1 protein-coding gene is annotated in these 327 nt (G+C 63.6%); it reads left to right on the top strand.

Annotated elements, in window-relative coordinates:
- On the top strand, window positions 1–327 hold a 327-nt coding region (locus tag QWI17_RS00800; RefSeq protein ID WP_302720588.1), incomplete at both ends, for a phage major capsid protein.

Here is a 327-nt window from a genome sequence, read left to right on the forward strand (position 1 = left end):
TCATCACCATCGCCCACTGGTTCCGGGCTTCCAAGCAGGTCCTCTCGGACATTCCGCTCCTGCAGAGCTACATCAACGGTCGCGCGATCTACGGCTTGAAGTACAAGGAAGAAGAGCAACTGCTCGCTGGCGACGGCACCGGCCAGAACCTGCTGGGCCTGATTCCTCAGGCCACCGCCTTCAACCACGCCCTGCGCAAAGCCGGCGACACCAAGATCGATACTCTGCGCCGCGCGATCCTGCAGGTCCGCATCGCCGAGTACCGCGCCTCGGCCATTGCCCTGAACCCGGTCGACTGGGCGGACATCGAGCTGACCAAGGACGCCA

The organism is Gilvimarinus gilvus (genome assembly GCF_030518155.1).
In the GTDB taxonomy this organism is placed as follows: Bacteria; Pseudomonadota; Gammaproteobacteria; order Pseudomonadales; family Cellvibrionaceae; genus Gilvimarinus; species Gilvimarinus gilvus.